Raw genomic sequence first — 15,959 nt, forward strand, 5'->3', positions numbered from 1 at the left:
AAGGAATGAATATGAACATTCAATGGGAAGATTTTTTAGATCCTTACATTCAAGCTGTGGGAGAACTAAAAATTAAATTAAGAGGTATTCGGAAGCAATACCGCAAACAAAATAAACATTCGCCGATTGAGTTTGTGACTGGAAGGGTCAAGCCGATCGAAAGCATTCAGGAAAAAATGGCCTTGCGAGGGATATGTGAGGAAAATCTTGCCCATGATATGCAAGATATAGCAGGATTGCGGGTTATGGTACAGTTTGTGGATGACGTAGCAGAAGTTCTTGCTGTGCTTCGACAGCGCAAAGATATGCGAATTATTGAAGAACGAGACTATATTACTAACATGAAAGCTTCTGGCTATCGGAGTTACCATGTTGTGGTTGAATATCCTGTTGATACGATCAGCGGGAACAAAGTCATTTTGGCAGAGATTCAAATTCGTACCTTATCCATGAATTTTTGGGCAACCATTGAACATTCACTTAACTACAAATATAAAGGGCAATTTCCTGATGAAATTAAAGATCGTCTAGCTGTGACAGCCAAAATAGCTTACCAACTCGATGAGGAAATGAGCCAGATTCGTGATGACATTCAGGAGGCACAGGCGCTATTTGATCCTCAGTCGCGTAAACTAAACGATGGCGTAGGAAATAGTGATGATACAGATGAAGAATACAGATAAAAAAATAGCCATTGTCAGCAATTATAAGCAACACAGCCAAGAATTGGGACAAGAACTCATGCAAAAGCTCCGTCAAGAAGGCTTTATCTTGACTCTTAAAAATCCCGATATTGTCATTTCGGTTGGCGGAGATGGCATGCTTTTGTCTGCCTTTCATCGTTTTGAGCGACAGTTAGACAAAGTACGATTTATTGGAGTGCATACAGGACATTTGGGTTTTTATACAGATTATCAATCATTTGAGTTGGATGAGCTGGTAGAAAATCTGAAAATGGATCGTGGCGCTCGAGTTTCGTATCCGATTTTAGGAGTGCGTGTTGCCTTGGAAAATGGAGACGTCTACCATATGAAAGCTCTGAATGAATCAACTTTTAAGCGTTCAGATCGGACGATGGTGGCAGATGTTTTTATTAATAAAGTTCACTTTGAGCGTTTTCGCGGTGATGGTATTTCTATTTCAACGCCGACTGGAAGTACAGCCTACAACAAATCATTGGGGGGGGCAGTTTTACATCCGTCAATTGAAGCTTTGCAGATAGCAGAAATGGCTAGTTTGAATAATAATATTTATCGGACTCTAGGCTCGCCGATTATTGTTCCAAAGAAGGATAAGATTGAAATTATCCCGACGCGGACTGATCGCCATACGATTACCATTGATAATCGGACTTATACTCACAAAAATATTGAAAAAGTTGAATATCAGATTGACCATCATAAAATTCATTTTGTGGCGACGCCGCGGCACACCAGCTTTTGGAATCGGGTCAAAGATGCCTTTATCGGAGACATTGAAGAATGAGATTTGACTTTATTGCCGATGAACATGTCAAGGTGAAGGCTTTTTTAAAAAAACATGAAGTTTCAAAAGCTCTGCTAGCCAAGATTAAATTTGCAGGGGGACAAATTCTCGTTAACGGAGAGAAGCAAAATGCTATTTATCTGCTGAACATCGGTGATCGGGTGACGATTGATATTCCTGCGGAGGAGGGCTTTGAGAGTCTGCAACCTGTTTCAAAGAATTTGACAGTTGTCTATGAAGATGATCATTTTTTGGTTCTAGATAAGCCGGCAGGCGTTGCCAGCATTCCAAGTGTTATTCATTCTAATACCATGGCTAATTTTGTCAAGGCTTACTATCTAGCGAATGACTATGAAAATCATCAAGTTCATATTGTGACGCGGTTAGACAAGGACACGAGTGGCCTAATGCTTTTTGCTAAACACGGTTACGCTCATGCGAGACTAGATAAGCAGTTGCAGAAAAAAGTAATTGAAAAGCGCTATTTGGCTTTAGTCAAAGGTAGTGGTTTCTTGGAAAATGAAGGTGAGATTATTGCGCCTATTGCGCGTGATGAGGACAGTATCATTACGCGACGAGTTGCGGTTGGTGGGAAATATGCTCATACCAGCTATCGCATTCTAGCCCAGTATGGCAACATCTATCTGGTTGATATTCGCTTGCATACAGGGCGAACACATCAAATTCGTGTGCACTTTGCACACATCGGCTTTCCGCTCTTGGGCGATGACTTGTATGGTGGGAGTTTGACTGATGGGATCAGCCGGCAGGCGCTACATTGTCATTCTTTACATTTTTATAATCCTTTTTCGGCTAGCGAAGTAACATTGGAAAGTTCACTTCCTGCTGATTTTCAAACAGTTATCAATAAATTAAAATTAATACAATAGGAGTTTTTACTATGAAAATTTTTGACTTACTTAAATCCAATTTGGAAAAGAAAAATGTTCGTGTTGTTTTGCCAGAGGGTGAGGAGCCACGGATTTTACAAGCTACTAAGCGTTTGGTCAATGAGACAGAGCTCATACCAGTCTTGCTCGGGGATCCCCAAAAGATTAAAATTTATCTTGAAATTGAGGGTGTGACAAGTGGCTATGAAGTTATTGATCCATCAACTTACCCAGAGTTTGAAGAAATGGTGGCAGCATTGGTCGAACGCCGCAAGGGCAAACTGTCTGAAGATGATGCACGTAAACTTTTGCAGAATGATGTTAATTATTTTGGTGTGATGTTGGTTTACATGGGTGTGGTTCAAGGAATGGTATCTGGTGCTATTCATTCAACTGCTGATACGGTTCGTCCAGCTCTTCAGATTATCAAGACACAACCGGGAATTTCTCGAACATCCGGCGCCTTTGTTATGGTACGTGGTGATGAACGTTACATCTTTAGTGACTGTGCTATTAATATTAATCCTGAAGCAGAAGTACTTGCAGAGATTGCGGTTAATTCGGTGAGCACTGCTAAGATGTTTGCTATTGAGCCTAAAATTGCCATGTTGAGCTATTCAACCAAGGGTTCAGGTGCGGGGCCAGAAGTGGATAAGGTCGTTAAAGCAACAGAGATTGCACAAACTTTGCGACCAGAATTAGAAATTGACGGTGAATTGCAATTTGACGCAGCATTTGTTCCCGAAACAGCAGCCCTCAAAGCTCCAGGAAGTAAGGTAGCGGGTCAAGCAACAATTTTTGTCTTTCCAAGTATTGAAGCAGGAAATATTGGATATAAATTGGCAGAGCGCTTGGGCGGTTTTGCAGCAGTTGGTCCTATTTTGCAAGGGCTCAACAAACCCGTCAATGATCTTTCACGTGGATGTAATGCTGACGATGTCTATAAATTAGCTTTAATCACAGCTAATCAAGCATTGCAACACTAATTCTAATGAACACAAAAAATCGATGTCGTTTTACAACTTCATCGATTTTATTTTTTCTTCAACAGGCGTGACGCGCAGCGTTTTTTGCCCCGTATAGGTGACAAAGCCGGGCTTGCCCCCTGTCGGCTTGTTGAGCTTTTTGGTCTCAATCATATCGACCTGTACCAGATTGGACAGTCGGGCTTTTGAAAAATAAGCTGCCAGTTCAGCCGCATCCGTCTTGACCTCGTCGGACGGATTGAGATTGCCAGTGATGACGACATGGCTGCCGGGAATGTCCTTGGCGTGAAACCAGAGCTCGTCTTTTTTCGCCATTTTAAAGGTCAATTCATCATTTTGCAGATTGTTTCGCCCGACCAGAATAATAGTCTGACCGTCGCTGGCAAGATATTTTTCTGGTTTTTGCCGTTTTTGGATTTTTTCACGATTGCGCCGACGAATAAAGCCGGTCTGGATGAGCTCCTCGCGAATTTCAGCGATTTCAGAGAGGCTTGCCTGAGTGAGCAGGGTCTCCACACTTTCCAGATAAAGAATGGTCTCCTTGGTCGTCTCAATCAAACCGCTCAAATGCTTGACCGCCTCTTTTAATTTCTGATATTTTTTAAAGTAGCGCTGGGCGTTCTGGCTAGGCGTCAGTGCCTTGTCCAGCTCAATCTCAATGGTCTCGCCCGTGTAGTAATTGTCCAGCTCGACCGTCTCTTTATCCTTGGGCACTTGGTGCAGAAAAGTGGTCAACAGCTCTCCTTTTTGACGGAAGTCCTCGGCGTTTTCGGTCGCTGCCAGCTCCTTTTCTTGCTTGCGCAGTTTCTTGCGGTTTTTCTCCAGTTCATTGCCCACTCGCCTGATAAGCTCGCTCGCCTGCTGGTTGACGCGGTCGCGTTCCGCCTTGTCTTCGTAGTAGAAGTCGAGCAGTTGAGACAAACTAGCGAATTCCTCTTGGCTGTCGGAAAAGGACAGAGCTGCAAAGGATTTTGCGGTTAGACTGGGCTGGCTGGGGCTGGCAAAGAAAGCGCGGAACTGCTTGAGTTTTTCCACATCCAAGCGCCCGCTGAGTTCAGCAGCCGTATCGCGTCCCAAGCCCTGAAAGAGCTTTTGTAGATTGCGTCCAGTCAAGTCCTCGGTTTGCAGCAGCTCAAATAATTTCTCGTCTCCAATGGTGAAAGGATTATAATTATCCGTTTCTGGTGGCGCCAGATAAGTCGCTCCTGGTAAAATGGTCCGATAGGAATTTTGCGAAAAACCGACATGCTTAATGGCTTCGATGATTTTGCCGCTCGTCTTATCCAGCAGGATAATATTGCTGTGCTTGCCCATAATCTCGATGACCAAGGTAACCGCAATCTCATCGCCAATTTCGTTTTTATTGGAAACAGCGATTTCCAAAATGCGGTCATTGTCCACTTGTTTAATGCTCTCAATCTTTGCTCCCTGCAAGTACTTGCGCATCATCATGGTAAAAGTATTGGGGTTTTGCGGGTTTTCAAAAGTCGTCTGGGTCAGCTGTACCCGCCCGAAAACGGGGTGAGCCGATAGCAGCAGCTTGTGGCTCTGACGATTGCTCCTGATTTGCAAGACCAGCTCTTGCTCGAAGGGCTGGTTAATCTTTTGGATGCGACCCGCCAGCAAATTTTGGCGCAATTCCTCTGCCATGTGATGTAAAAAAAATCCGTCGAAAGACATGGAAAACCTCATTCTTCTCTTTTTCTTGAAAATACTAGCTCCATTATATCAAAAAATCTCTTAAAACCCCAGCGCAGCTTTTTTCCAAAAAAAGAGAATTTTCTGACAAAGGGCTTGACATTTTTGGAGAAATACTTTAAAATGACAAGTATATCAGAAAAGTAGTTAATGTTTTATTTTTAGCGAGCTCATGGTTGGTGAGAATGAGTAGTAGACATTGGTGAAATTGGACTGATGAAAAAGTGAATTTGAAACAATAAAAATTCGGACGGCACTCCTTATCGTGCAGCCCTTCGTCAATGGTGGGTTTGAGTGGTGAAAAGATATTACTTTTCACAATTGAGGTGGTACCGCGTTCCGACGTCCTCACGTAGATTTTTCTGCGTGAGGATTTTTTGTGGCAAATTCAAAAAATATATAAGGAGAGTCTTATGAAAAATAAACGTATTTTAGCGATTGTAGGAGCTTTAGTCGCTATTGTTGTCATCGCTATCGCAGTTTCTAGCTTAAATGGAAAGAAAGAAACCTCTACAAAAGAGAAAACTGTAAAAATTGGTGTGCTGCAATATGTCAGCCACCCGTCGCTCGATGAGATTTACAAGGGAATTAAAGATGGTCTGGCTGAAGAAGGCTACAAGGGCGACAAGGTCAAGATTGACTTTATGAATGCCGAAGGCGACCAAAGTAAGGTCGCTACAATGAGCAAGCAGTTAGTTTCAAACAATAATGATGTTTTAGTTGGTATCGCTACGCCAGCGGCTCAAGGTCTGGCAAATGCGACCAAGGACAAGCCGATTGTCATGGGGGCAATCACAGACCCAATCGGTGCTAATCTGGTCAAGGACTTGAAAAAACCGGGCGGCAATGTCACTGGTGTCTCTGACCACAATCCAGCGCAGCAGCAGCTTGATTTAATCAAGCAATTAACGCCAGATGTCAAAACGATCGGTGCTCTTTATTCTAGTAGTGAGGATAACTCAAAGGCTCAAGTAGAAGAATTTACCAAATTAGCTGAGAAAGCGGGCTACACTGTGCGCCCTTACTCAGTCCCTTCTACCAACGAAATCGCGTCAACCATGTCTGTCATGACTGCTAAGGTAGATGCTATCTGGATTCCGATTGATAATACTATCGCTTCTGCCTTTCAGACAGTTGTTGCTAGCAACAAGGAAAGCAAAAAACCAATCTATCCAAGTGCGACTGCTATGGTCGAAGAAGGTGGACTTGGTTCTGTCGTTGTTGACCAGCACGATCTTGGTGTAGCAACTGGTAAGATGGTAGCTAAAATTCTTAAAGGCGCAAAACCCGCTGATACGGCTGTTAATATTTTTGACCAAGGAAAATCAGTTGTCAATAAAAAAGTAGCAGCTGAGTTAGGAATCACTATTCCTGACAAAGTTCTTAAAGAAGCAGGACAAGTGATTGAATAATCAAAAAAGGCAGATTATCTTGTCTCTGCTTTTTTGATAATAGTAGTGAAAGGTGTCTTGGCACCATTTAGGAGAAAGATATGCTTATTTCAACAATTTCCCAAGGATTTGTTTGGGCGATCCTTGGGTTAGGAATCTTTATGACTTTTCGGATTTTGGATTTTCCGGACATGACGACAGAAGGTAGTTTTCCGCTGGGAGGTGCTGTTGCTGTGACGCTCATTACGAGAGGAGTAAATCCCTTTGTAGCGACCTTAGCGGCAGTGGTAGCAGGTTGTCTGGCTGGAGCTGCAACCGGACTGCTCTATACGAAGGGGAAAATCCCAACTTTGCTGTCAGGAATTTTGGTAATGACATCTTGCCATTCTATTATGCTCATGATTATGGGCAGAGCTAATCTTGGTCTGTTAAACGCTAGTCTGATTCAAAGTGTTTTACCATTTTCAGATTCTATCAACAATCTTTTAACAGGATTAATTTTTGTGACATTGGTAATCGTTGGTATGCTCTTTTTCCTTGACACTAAGTTAGGGCAAGCTTATATCGCAACTGGTGATAATCCAGATATGGCACGCAGTTTCGGCATCAATACAGGGCGTATGGAGCTGATGGGCTTAATCGTTTCAAACGGCATTATTGCCCTAGCAGGAGCACTCATTGCGCAACAAGAAGGTTATGCAGATGTGTCACGTGGGATTGGTGTGATCGTTGTTGGGCTGGCGAGTCTGATCATCGGTGAAGTGATTTTGTCTAATGTTACTCTGGCAGAGCGCTTACTTGCTATTATCATCGGATCACTTGCTTATCAATTTTTAATCTGGGGAGTGATTGCTCTTGGCTTTAACACAAGTTACTTGCGCCTCTATAGTGCTGTCATTTTAGCCATCTGCCTTATGATTCCAGAATTGAAAAATCGTTTTTTTAAGAAAGTAAGGTGGAACAAATGACAGCAATTGTTGAATTAAAAAATGCTACCAAGGTAGTCGATAATGGTCTGAATGAAGAGAAAATCATTTTAGATGATGTATCTTTGAACATTCATGAGCATGATTTTATCACTATTTTAGGAGGCAATGGCGCTGGCAAGTCAACACTTTTTAATGTCATTGCTGGGACACTTCCTTTGACTAGCGGGAGCATTCACATTTTGGGTGAGGATGTAACCCATTTTACACCTGAAAAGCGCGCCAAGTATTTATCGCGAGTCTTTCAGGATCCAAAAATGGGAACAGCACCTCGAATGACCGTAGCAGAGAATTTGTTGATTGCTAAATTTCGTGGAGAAGGAAGAGGATTGATCCCACGTCGGTTATCTAGCTATCAAGAAGAATTTCGAACGACTATTGAGAAAGTTGGAAACGGCCTAGAGAACCATCTCAATACTCCGGTAGAATTTTTGTCAGGTGGTCAAAGACAAGCCCTCAGTCTTTTGATGGCAACTCTCAAACGTCCTGAACTTCTGTTGCTTGATGAGCATACAGCAGCTCTTGACCCTAAGACCAGTGTGGCCTTGATGGAGTTAACCAACAACTTTATCACAAACGATCGGCTGACAGCTCTTATGATTACTCACAGCATGGAAGATGCACTCAAGTATGGGAATCGCTTAATCGTCATGAAAAATGGTCGAATTATTGAAGATCATACAGCAGAAGAAAAAGCGAAGATGACCATTCAAGATTATTATCAGTTGTTTGAGTAGAGAGAACACAAATATGTGTTCTTTTTTATTTAAAATTGACTCAAAGTTCGGATTTTGTTATAATTAATCTCTAAAAAAGGATTAAAGGAGTAGTTTTTGGTGGAAATTAGGAATATTATTTTTGATTGGGATCATACGCTATTTCCTTTTTCACAGTACTGGGAAAGAGCGCATAAGCAGGCGTTTTTTGATTTTAAGTATGACACACTTTTGTCTTTTTCTGATTTTATCAAGACTTATCGCAGATATGACCAAGATCTCTGGCCACTTGTAGCGCAGGGGGAAATGACACTGGATGAGTTGCGTGTTTTGCGCTTGGTTAAAGCGATGGAGGAGCATAACTATATTGTTAGCCCAGAGGAAGCGAAGCGATTTTTTAACCACTTTTTTTCAACACTTTTACAACTTATTGAGCCTGAGCCCTTTTTGCTAGAACAAGTGCTTTCTTTGCAGCAACATTATCAGCTTGCTATTTTGACCAATGGAAAAATTAGTGAACAAAGAGAGAAAATTAAGCGGGCAGGTTTTGAGGGTATAATGCCTGTTTATATTTCTGAAGAGATGGGGCTAGAAAAGCCAGATTTGGCGGCTTTTCAATATGTTTTAGCAAAAGAAAAATTTCAGGTAAAACATACTTTAATGGTCGGAGATTCATTAACTAATGATATTTTACCAGCTAAAGAACTAGGGCTACAAACAGCCTACATAGGAAAAGAGCAGACCAAAGAATCTGAACTGACTTTCTTAAGCATTCAAGAATTGTGTGATTATTTATTGAAAGATACTTGAAGATAGGTATTCTTTTATTCGCCCTGGAAGAACATTAGATTTTATGCTAAAAAATGTTTAAAATATACAAAATGAGACATCTTTTTGTTTTTATAATTTGCTTACAAAAATAAACAATCAATTTAGTAATATTAAGTGTAAACGCTTGCAATCTTACTAAATAAGGAGTAGAATGAAAGTAGAAATAAGGAGATAGGGGATGAGACCAATGGGTTTTTAAATCACCTTATTGGATAAGTTTCGCTTCACATTATCTACTGGCAAGTGATTCTTTTTAACCATCGTCTGGCTTCACAAGCCATAGCAAAGATTCTTTTGAAAGGGGTCGGAACAGGAGAAGACTAAGAAGGTTCAGAGAGAGCGTTTCGATTGATTTTCATCTTTCTGATAAATGTGCCCCTTTTGCTTGAAGGATAGGATAACCCCACCTTTTCTAAAACTATCCGATGTTGATATTTGGAAAATCAAAGTTTAACATTGTAGACCTATAGTAATTGTGCTGCTGGTTGGTCGTCTCGTTCGACGATTAACTGGCTCCTTCTGACAAACTTGCTAGTAGATAAGTGCCTCCCTCGGTCGCCGTTTTAAATAGCGACTGAGGGCTTTTTATTTTTGAAAAATATCTGAAAAAAAGGTATAATAGACTTGCTACGTCCACTTAGTGGGACGAGAACTGTAATTCGACTTGTCTAAAATACACGACAAGGACCGTTAGTATGAAAAATATTAAAAATGGGCTCTGTCAAAATATGATAAAAGCCCGATAAAAAGGAGTAAGTATGAGTAATATTAAGTTGATTGCTCTCGGTGGTGTCCGTGAAAACGGGAAAAACTTTTACATTGCCGAGGTCAATGATACAATTTTTGTCCTTGATACAGGGTTAAAGTATCCGGAAAACGAGCAGCTGGGAGTTGATTTGGTTATTCCCAACATGGATTATCTTTTTGAAAATCGTGACCGGATTGCGGGCGTTTTTTTGACGCATGGACATGCAGACGCTATTGGTGCCTTACCTTATCTTTTGGCAGAAGCCAAAGTACCCGTTTTTGGTTCGGAATTGACGATTGAGCTGGCGAAACTCTTTGTAAAAGGCAATGATGCTGTTAAGAAATTCAATGATTTTCATGTTATTGATGAGGAGACTGAAATTGAATTTGGTGACGCAATTGTTTCTTTCTTTCGCACAACTCACTCGATCCCTGAGAGTTTAGGGGTTGTGATTAAGACTTCTGAAGGAAATATCGTCTATACTGGAGATTTCAAATTTGACCAGGCGGCTAGTGATTCCTATGCAACAGATTTTGGGCGTTTGGCTGAAATCGGCCGAGAAGGCGTTTTAGCTCTTCTTTCTGATTCGGCAAATGCTAGCAATAATATCCAAGTTGCTAGTGAAAGTGAAGTCGGACAAGAAATTACCCAAATGATTGCCGATTGGGAAGGACGAGTGATTGTTGCTGCTGTTGCTAGCAACCTTTCGCGGATTCAGCAGGTCTTTGACGCTGCGGCAGATACAGGGCGCCGAGTTGTTTTGACAGGTTTTGATGTGGAAAATATTGTCCGTACAGCTATTCGACTCAAAAAGCTGGACTTGGCAGATGAGCGTTTGCTGATTAAGCCTAAGGAAATGAGTAAGTTTGAAGACCATGAACTCATTATTCTTGAAGCTGGGCGAATGGGTGAGCCTATTAACGGTCTGCGTAAAATGGCTATCGGTCGCCACCGTTATGTGGAAATTAAAGAAGGTGATCTGGTCTACATCGTAACAACACCATCTATTGCTAAAGAGGCGGTAGTGGCGCGCGTGGAAAATATGATTTACCAAGCTGGTGGTGTGGTTAAGTTGATCACCCAAAGTCTGCGTGTGTCTGGTCACGGGAATGCGCGTGATTTGCAGTTGATGATTAATCTTTTACAACCTAAGTTCCTTTTTCCAGTTCAAGGAGAATATAGAGACCTTGCTGCTCATGCTGAAGCAGCCATGGAAGTCGGCATGTTGCCTGAAAATATATTTATCGTCAAGCGTGGCGATATTATGGAATATGAGAAAGGCGATTTTGTTCACGCAGGTTCCGTTCCGGCAGCCGATGTCTTGATTGATGGTAATGCTATTGGTGACGTAGGTAATATTGTTTTACGAGATCGTAAAGTTCTGTCTGAGGATGGAATTTTCATCGTTGCTATGACAGTTAGTCGCAAGGACAAGAAAATTATTTCTAAGGCAAAGGTTCATACGCGTGGTTTTGTCTACGTTAAAAAGAGTCGAGATATTTTGCGAGAAAGTGCGGAGCTAATTAACCAGACAGTTGAAGAATATTTATCTCGGGATAGCTTTGATTGGGGCGAACTCAAGGGAGCCGTTCGCGATGCCTTATCTAAATATCTATACGATCAGACCAAGCGCCGCCCAGCGATTTTGCCAGTTGTCATGGAAGTACGTTAAATAAATTTTTGAGGTTGGGACTGTAAGTCCAGCCTCTTTCTATAAAGATATAGTCTTGAAAGGAGAAGTATGGCAGTTTTACAGATCGAATATTATTCAGAAGTTTTAGAGATGGAGTACCATGTTAATGTACTCTATCCAGATGCAGCGCGAGTTGAGAATCCAGATGATAAAGATATTCCAGTTCTTTACCTGCTCCACGGCATGAGTGGAAATGCCAATAGTTGGCTCAAACGAACAGCTATTGAACGTCTGGTTCGTTATACCAATCTTATTGTGGTGATGCCAGAGACGCATGATGGCTGGTATACCAATACTGCCTATGGTTATCGTTATTATGATGCCATCGCTCAAGAGTTACCGGAAGTTTTACATCGTTTCTTCCCAAATATGAGCCAAAAGCGAGAAAAAAACTTTATTGCTGGTTTGTCCATGGGAGGATATGGTACATTTAAGCTAGCATTAAAATCAAATCGCTTTTCCTATGCAGCTAGTTTATCAGGGGCTCTTAGCTTTGCTGGTTGGGATGCAGACAATGTAGAAATGAAAAGCCCAGCATATTGGCTAGGAACTTTTGGGGAATTTGGCACCTGGAACCAGCATCCAGAAAGCTTGCTTACATTAGCGAAAAAATCTGATAAGAAAACAAAGTTTTATGCTTGGTGTGGCGAACAGGATTATCTCTATGAGGTAAATAATCGTGCTATAGCTGACTTGAAAGCAGCAGGACTTGATATTGTTTACAGCCATAGCCCTGGCAAACACGAATGGTATTATTGGGAGCGGCAAATTGAGAAAGTTTTGGCTTGGCTGCCGATTGATTTCAAATTAGAAGAACGGTTAGATTAAAGGGGAAAATCTGAAAATCACACCTTGACTTATTTGAAAGAATTATTGGCTATTTTGTCGCCAATGGTTTACGTGTACCAAACTACTGCGGTTGATTAACAATTAAAATAGTAAATCCCACTCAAAATTGAGTGGGATTATTGCTTTACTTCAAGAAATTTCCTTGGAAAAGTTGGAGCATTTTATTAGCAAGTTCAGTTTGAGATTGACGGCCATTTGTCTGAATATAACTATTGGTGATCCCCATAAGGGCGCTAGCTAGAAAGCTGGCAGCGTAATCACGATCAACTTTTTGCACTTGGGGAAGGAAAGCTTCTGCATTTTTTAATTCATCGTAAAGAGTTTCATAAAGGAGATATAGAAGATGGTGACTGTTAAGAAGTTTAAGAAAGGCAGTATTGCCTTTTAGATAGAAACTGAATTTGGAACAAAAGAAAGCGAGATCCAAAACTTGACCAGCGGGAAGCTGCTCTAATGCAAATATTTCTTGCTCTTGTAAAATATTTAGGATAATATTTTCTTTTGATTGATAAATGCTGTAAAATGTCTGCCTTGATACTTTTGCTTGTCGACAAATAAGGCTAATGCTAATATCTACAAATGCTTGTTGTTTTAACAAATTCAAAAATGTATCCATGATTTGTTGCTTGGAGGCTAAGGCAATTTTATTGTTTCCTTGGTACATGATTTTCACCTCTTTTTATGACTTATGTAGCCTTATCATATCACAGAGGTTGACAGTTGTCAATAATAAACTATTAAAAGTTTGACATTTGTAAAATATTGGTTGAAAGTGGCTTTATAACAGCTTTTATGATAAAATAAAAACATTGATTAACAATAAAAAGGAGAAACATATGCAAGCAGTTGCACATTTTATTGAGACATTTGTTCCTGAGCATTACGACATCTTTTTAGATTTGATGCGAAAAGATAAGACTTTTTCAGGAAAAGTGACCATTTCTGGCTTGGCAAAGAGCGAGAAGATTTCCCTGCACCAGAAGGACTTGACGATTGAGGCAGTGGAAGTCAATGGAGAAGCACGGCCATTTACCCTAGACCATGACAACGAAGCGGTTCATATTGAGTTAGCTAGCGCGGGTCAAGTGGCGATTGGCCTTACTTTTGCTGGAAAAATCACAGACAACATGACGGGGATTTATCCGTCTTACTACACGGTCAATGGTCAGAAGAAAGAAGTGCTTTCGACCCAATTTGAAAGCCATTTTGCCCGCGAAGCCTTTCCAAGTGTGGACGAGCCAGAAGCCAAGGCAACCTTTGACTTATCTCTGAAATTCGATCAAGAAGAGAACGACATCGCCTTGTCAAACATGCCTGAAATCGAGGTCGAAAACCGCAAGGCGACAGGCATCTGGAAATTTGCGACCACACCGCGTATGTCTTCTTATCTCCTGGCCTTTGCAGCTGGAGAATTGCAGGGCGTAACTGCCAAAACTAAAAACGGCACACTTGTCGGCGTTTATTCGACCAAGGCGCACCCACTGGCTAATTCCGAATTTGCTCTGGATATTGCCGTCCGCGTGATTGACTTCTACGAAGATTACTATGGCGTCAAGTATCCTATTCCGCAGTCGCTCCATGTGGCGCTGCCCGACTTCTCAGCAGGAGCTATGGAAAATTGGGGGCTGGTGACTTACCGTGAAATCTATCTCTTGGTCGATGAAAATTCAACCTTTGATAGCCGTCAGGAAGTGGCTCTGGTTGTGGCTCACGAGCTGGCTCACCAATGGTTTGGAAATCTTGTTACCATGAAATGGTGGGACGATCTCTGGCTCAATGAAAGTTTTGCCAACATGATGGAATATGTCAGTGTGGATGCGATTGAGCCGAGCTGGAATATCTTTGAGGACTTCCAAACGACAGGCGTGCCTCACGCCCTCAAACGCGACGCGACAGACGGTGTTCAGTCGGTCCATGTCGAAGTCAAGCATCCTGACGAAATCAACACGCTCTTTGACGCTGCTATTGTCTACGCTAAAGGTAGCCGTCTCATGCACATGCTGCGTCGTTGGCTGGGGGACGCTGATTTTGCCAAGGGGCTCAACAGCTATTTCCAAAAGCACCAGTATGGCAATACGATTGGGCTGGACTTGTGGAATGCACTAGGAGCGGCTTCAGGTCGCGATGTAGCAGGCTTTATGGGCGCTTGGTTGGAGCAGCCGGGCTATCCTGTCTTGACCGCTATCGTTGAAAATGACACCCTCAAATTGTCACAAAAGCAATTCTTTATCGGTGAGCACGAAGAAAAAGGTCGCATTTGGCCAATCCCGCTCAACAGCAACTGGACAGGCCTCCCTGATACCTTGACGACCGAGACTTTGGAAATTCCAAATTACAGTGCTTTGGCAGCGCAAAATGAAGGAGCTCTGCGATTTAACACCGAAAACACAGCCCACTATATCAGCAACTATCAGGGGCAACTCTTGGCTAATCTGCTAGAAAATCTAGATAGCCTAGACAGTACTAGCAAACTCCAAGTGGTGCAAGAACGCCGTCTCTTGGCTGAAAGTGGTCAAATTTCCTACGCTGACTTGGTGCCTGTCCTTGACAAACTCTCCAAGGAAGAGTCTAATATGGTCGTTAGTGCTGTGACGCAAGTTTTGGCTGGTTTGGAACGCTTTGTTGACGAAGGAAGCGAAGCAGAAGCTGCTTTCAAGAAACTGACAATCAAACTCAATCAGCACAATTACGACCGTCTCGGCTTTGAAAAGAAAGCGGGCGAGAGCGATGAGGACGAGCTGGTACGCCAACTGGTTATTGCTCAAATGATTAAGTCAGATGACGAAGACGCAGCCGCTAAGGCGAGCCAAATCTTCGAGCAATACAAGGAGAATTTAGAGAAATTGCCAGCAGCTATTCGCGGGCAAGTTTTGGCTAATCAAGTGAGACATCATGAGAGCAGGGAGTTGACCGACAGCTACATCGCTCTTTACGTTTCGACCATTGATGTAGCTTTCAAAATGCAGATTATTGGCGCGCTGGCTAACACTAAGGACAAGGCGACTTTGGCCGACCTTCTGGTCAAATGGCAGGATAAAGATGTGGTGAAGCCGCAAGACTTAGGCACCTGGTACATTAGCTTCTTGAGAAAAGAATTTGCGCAGGACACCGTTTGGGCTTGGACGCAAGAAAAATGGGACTGGATTAAGGCAACCCTCGGTGGTGATATGAGTTTTGACCGTTTCGTTATTTACCCAGCCAATGTCTTTGCGACTCCTGAAAAACTGGCAGAATATAAGGCTTTCTTTGAGCCGCAACTGTGCGACCTAGCTCTCAGCCGCAATATCAGCATGGGAATCAAAGAAATTGCTGCACGCGTAGCTCTTATCGAAAAAGAAAAAGCAGCCGTAGAAGCAGCTATCAAGGCAAATGCCTAGCCTACAAACAGGATTGGATAACCAGGCTCTTTGTCAACTGTAGTGGGTTGATGTCAGCTAAGATCTGGAGAGAACCGAATTGGTTCTCTCCTTTTTGATATTTAAAGCGATGAGAATTCTAGTTTTAAAGTTGTCAAAGTTCCGAAAGCCGAAAGCGTTGCGCTTGATAACCTTGATAAGGTTGTTAGTGGCCTCTAGCTTAGCATTTGAGTAGGGAAGTTCCAAAGCATTGATAATCTTGTCCCTCTCTTTCAAAAAAGTCTTAAAAACAGTCTGAAAGATAGGGTTTACAGAAGAAATTGTATCTTC

The 15,959-nt window shown here is 42.1% G+C and carries 14 protein-coding genes and 1 other annotated feature; of the genes, 11 read left to right on the forward strand and 3 right to left on the reverse strand.

Features of this window, described 5'->3' with window-relative positions:
- The first annotated feature begins 11 nt into the window (after window positions 1–11).
- The 4 genes from yjbM to pta are packed head-to-tail and all read left to right on the forward strand — an operon-like array spanning window position 12 to window position 3,361.
- Window positions 12–683 (forward strand): GTP diphosphokinase, encoded by a 672-nt coding sequence (gene yjbM, locus A3I3_RS0102785; protein ID WP_018371216.1) that lies wholly within the window; start codon window positions 12–14, stop codon window positions 681–683.
- Window positions 667–1,485, forward strand: a complete 819-nt coding sequence (locus A3I3_RS0102790) for an NAD kinase (protein WP_174222133.1) — start codon at window positions 667–669, stop codon at window positions 1,483–1,485. The genes yjbM and A3I3_RS0102790 overlap by 17 nt, the downstream gene beginning before the upstream one ends.
- Window positions 1,482–2,375, forward strand: a complete 894-nt coding sequence (locus tag A3I3_RS0102795; protein WP_018371218.1) for an RluA family pseudouridine synthase — start codon at window positions 1,482–1,484, stop codon at window positions 2,373–2,375. The genes A3I3_RS0102790 and A3I3_RS0102795 overlap by 4 nt, the downstream gene beginning before the upstream one ends.
- Before the next feature lie 11 nt (window positions 2,376–2,386).
- Window positions 2,387–3,361 (forward strand): phosphate acetyltransferase, encoded by a 975-nt coding sequence (pta, locus tag A3I3_RS0102800; RefSeq protein WP_018371219.1) that lies wholly within the window; start codon window positions 2,387–2,389, stop codon window positions 3,359–3,361.
- Window positions 3,362–3,391: 30 nt separating this feature from the next.
- On the opposite strand, the gene A3I3_RS0102805 is transcribed toward pta, so the two are convergent.
- The gene (locus A3I3_RS0102805; RefSeq protein ID WP_018371220.1) at window positions 3,392–5,041 is read right to left on the reverse strand and encodes an Rqc2 family fibronectin-binding protein; all 1,650 of its coding nucleotides are present in this window, start codon (window positions 5,039–5,041) and stop codon (window positions 3,392–3,394) included.
- A gap of 141 nt (window positions 5,042–5,182) precedes the next feature.
- Window positions 5,183–5,412 (forward strand) — a binding site (T-box leader).
- Window positions 5,413–5,472: 60 nt separating this feature from the next.
- Between A3I3_RS0102805 and trpX the strand changes: the two genes are divergently transcribed.
- From trpX to A3I3_RS0102835, 6 genes are all read left to right on the forward strand, one after another.
- Entirely contained in the window at window positions 5,473–6,471 is a 999-nt protein-coding gene (gene trpX / locus A3I3_RS0102810) for a tryptophan ABC transporter substrate-binding protein (RefSeq protein ID WP_018371221.1), read from the forward strand.
- 80 nt (window positions 6,472–6,551) lie between these two features.
- On the forward strand, window positions 6,552–7,418 hold the full coding sequence (locus A3I3_RS0102815; RefSeq protein ID WP_018371222.1) for an ABC transporter permease: 867 nt from the start codon (window positions 6,552–6,554) through the stop codon (window positions 7,416–7,418).
- Complete coding sequence (locus A3I3_RS0102820; RefSeq protein WP_018371223.1) at window positions 7,415–8,173, forward strand: ABC transporter ATP-binding protein; 759 nt, start codon at window positions 7,415–7,417, stop codon at window positions 8,171–8,173. The genes A3I3_RS0102815 and A3I3_RS0102820 overlap by 4 nt, the downstream gene beginning before the upstream one ends.
- A 99-nt stretch (window positions 8,174–8,272) precedes the next feature.
- Window positions 8,273–8,962 (forward strand): HAD family hydrolase, encoded by a 690-nt coding sequence (locus tag A3I3_RS0102825; protein ID WP_223873768.1) that lies wholly within the window; start codon window positions 8,273–8,275, stop codon window positions 8,960–8,962.
- Window positions 8,963–9,741: 779 nt separating this feature from the next.
- Window positions 9,742–11,403: a ribonuclease J gene (locus A3I3_RS0102830; RefSeq protein WP_018371225.1), complete on the forward strand. Its 1,662-nt coding sequence runs from the start codon at window positions 9,742–9,744 to the stop codon at window positions 11,401–11,403.
- 69 nt (window positions 11,404–11,472) lie between these two features.
- The gene (locus tag A3I3_RS0102835) at window positions 11,473–12,252 is read left to right on the forward strand and encodes an alpha/beta hydrolase (RefSeq protein ID WP_018371226.1); all 780 of its coding nucleotides are present in this window, start codon (window positions 11,473–11,475) and stop codon (window positions 12,250–12,252) included.
- 145 nt (window positions 12,253–12,397) lie between these two features.
- On the opposite strand, the gene A3I3_RS0102840 is transcribed toward A3I3_RS0102835, so the two are convergent.
- Window positions 12,398–12,937 (reverse strand): TetR/AcrR family transcriptional regulator, encoded by a 540-nt coding sequence (locus A3I3_RS0102840; protein WP_018371227.1) that lies wholly within the window; start codon window positions 12,935–12,937, stop codon window positions 12,398–12,400.
- A gap of 172 nt (window positions 12,938–13,109) precedes the next feature.
- Between A3I3_RS0102840 and A3I3_RS0102845 the strand changes: the two genes are divergently transcribed.
- Complete coding sequence (locus A3I3_RS0102845) at window positions 13,110–15,650, forward strand: M1 family metallopeptidase (protein ID WP_018371228.1); 2,541 nt, start codon at window positions 13,110–13,112, stop codon at window positions 15,648–15,650.
- Between the two features lie 57 nt (window positions 15,651–15,707).
- Here A3I3_RS0102845 and A3I3_RS0102850 read toward each other — a convergent pair.
- On the reverse strand, window positions 15,708–15,959 hold a 252-nt coding region (locus tag A3I3_RS0102850), incomplete at its 5' end, for an ISL3 family transposase (protein ID WP_018371229.1).

It is taken from the genome of Streptococcus massiliensis DSM 18628 (assembly GCF_000380065.1).
Lineage (GTDB): Bacteria > Bacillota > Bacilli > Lactobacillales > Streptococcaceae > Streptococcus > Streptococcus massiliensis.

What these genes read in the sequence shown, in the direction of transcription:
- yjbM (WP_018371216.1), top strand. Translation starts at nt 12, where the DNA reads ATGAACATTCAATGGGAAGATTTTTTAGATCCTTACATTCAAGCTGTG.
- A3I3_RS0102790 (WP_174222133.1), top strand. Translation starts at nt 667, where the DNA reads ATGAAGAATACAGATAAAAAAATAGCCATTGTCAGCAATTATAAGCAA.
- A3I3_RS0102795 (WP_018371218.1), top strand. Translation starts at nt 1,482, where the DNA reads ATGAGATTTGACTTTATTGCCGATGAACATGTCAAGGTGAAGGCTTTT.
- pta (WP_018371219.1), top strand. Translation starts at nt 2,387, where the DNA reads ATGAAAATTTTTGACTTACTTAAATCCAATTTGGAAAAGAAAAATGTT.
- A3I3_RS0102805 (WP_018371220.1), bottom strand. Translation starts at nt 5,041, where the DNA reads ATGTCTTTCGACGGATTTTTTTTACATCACATGGCAGAGGAATTGCGC.
- trpX (WP_018371221.1), top strand. Translation starts at nt 5,473, where the DNA reads ATGAAAAATAAACGTATTTTAGCGATTGTAGGAGCTTTAGTCGCTATT.
- A3I3_RS0102815 (WP_018371222.1), top strand. Translation starts at nt 6,552, where the DNA reads ATGCTTATTTCAACAATTTCCCAAGGATTTGTTTGGGCGATCCTTGGG.
- A3I3_RS0102820 (WP_018371223.1), top strand. Translation starts at nt 7,415, where the DNA reads ATGACAGCAATTGTTGAATTAAAAAATGCTACCAAGGTAGTCGATAAT.
- A3I3_RS0102830 (WP_018371225.1), top strand. Translation starts at nt 9,742, where the DNA reads ATGAGTAATATTAAGTTGATTGCTCTCGGTGGTGTCCGTGAAAACGGG.
- A3I3_RS0102835 (WP_018371226.1), top strand. Translation starts at nt 11,473, where the DNA reads ATGGCAGTTTTACAGATCGAATATTATTCAGAAGTTTTAGAGATGGAG.
- A3I3_RS0102840 (WP_018371227.1), bottom strand. Translation starts at nt 12,937, where the DNA reads ATGTACCAAGGAAACAATAAAATTGCCTTAGCCTCCAAGCAACAAATC.
- A3I3_RS0102845 (WP_018371228.1), top strand. Translation starts at nt 13,110, where the DNA reads ATGCAAGCAGTTGCACATTTTATTGAGACATTTGTTCCTGAGCATTAC.